This window comes from Nonomuraea sp. NPDC001684, assembly GCF_053596515.1.
In genome coordinates this window covers 1-1,099 of sequence record NZ_JBSFGJ010000909.1, presented here as the reverse complement: position 1 = coordinate 1,099, position 1,099 = coordinate 1, and the positions used below count along the sequence as shown (strand labels likewise).

The following is a 1,099-nucleotide window of genomic DNA, read 5'->3' as shown; positions in this document are numbered from 1 at the left end:
CGCCGCCATCTGGCACAACCGCGCCACCGGCCAGCCCATCACCCGATCCCTGATCGCCTACGACCACTGACCCGACTTAGGACTTACTCGTCTAGGGGACAGTTTCACCGAAGGACTTGAGGACCCGGCCGACCACGGGTTCCGCGGCTGGGCCGACCGGCTGGCCGAGCACATCGAGGCCGACCGCCGCCAGGCCGGGGAGCCCGCACTGCGGTACGCCAACCTCGCCGTCCGCGGCCGGCTGATCGACCGGATCGTGTCGGAGCAGGTGCCGAAGGCGGTCGAGCTCGGCGCCGACCTGGTCTCGCTGTGCGCCGGGGGCAACGACATCCTGCGGCCGGGCAGCGGACCGGCGTCCGTGGCCAGACGGCTGGAGGAGGGCGTCAGGACGCTCACCGAGGCGGGCAGTCGGGTGCTCATGTTCACCGGCTTCGACCTGCGGCACGTGCCGGTGATGCGGCTGGCCCACTCCAAGATCGAGGTCTACAACCTGCACATCCACGACATCGCCCGCCGCTACGACGCGCTGCTGGTGGACCTGTGGCCGATGCCGGTCCTGCGCGACCCGCGCGCCTGGAACGCCGACCGCCTGCACCTCAGCCCCGACGGCCACCGCCGGGTGGCGCTGCGGGCCGCAGAGGTGCTCGGCGTGCCGGTGGCGGAGGACTGGCGCGAGGCGTACCCGGCCAGGCGGCCGCCGGTCTGGACGGCCGCCCGCCGCGAGGACCTGCGCTGGGCCAGGACCTACCTCGGCCCGTGGATCGGCAGGCGCATCAACCGGCGCTCCTCGGGCGACGGCGTCGCGCCCAAGCGCCCCGACCTCGCCCCGCTGCCGACCGCCGGCCGCTGACCCCGGCCCCGATCCGGACCCCGGCCCGCCGCCGTTCCCGGCCCCGGCCCGGGGTCCCGCCGCACCGGGAACGGCGGGACCCCGGACGGTCAGGGCAGCGCCTTGTCCGGGCGCTCGGAGACGCGCACGCCGTTGACCAGCGTGGCCCCCTGCCGGGCGGCGAAGCGCACGTTGAGCTGACCGTCGGTCACCTTCACCGTGTACTGCCTGGCCACCGCCGTGTACGTGCCCGCCTCCAGCGCCAGGTCC

At 74.7% G+C, this 1,099-nt stretch carries 1 pseudogene; it reads left to right on the top strand.

Features of this window, described 5'->3' with window-relative positions:
- Positions 1–151: 151 nt before the first annotated feature.
- Positions 152–850, top strand: a pseudogene (locus tag ACWCSD_RS53010) (SGNH/GDSL hydrolase family protein); the annotation flags it as partial.
- Positions 851–1,099 lie beyond the last annotated feature (249 nt).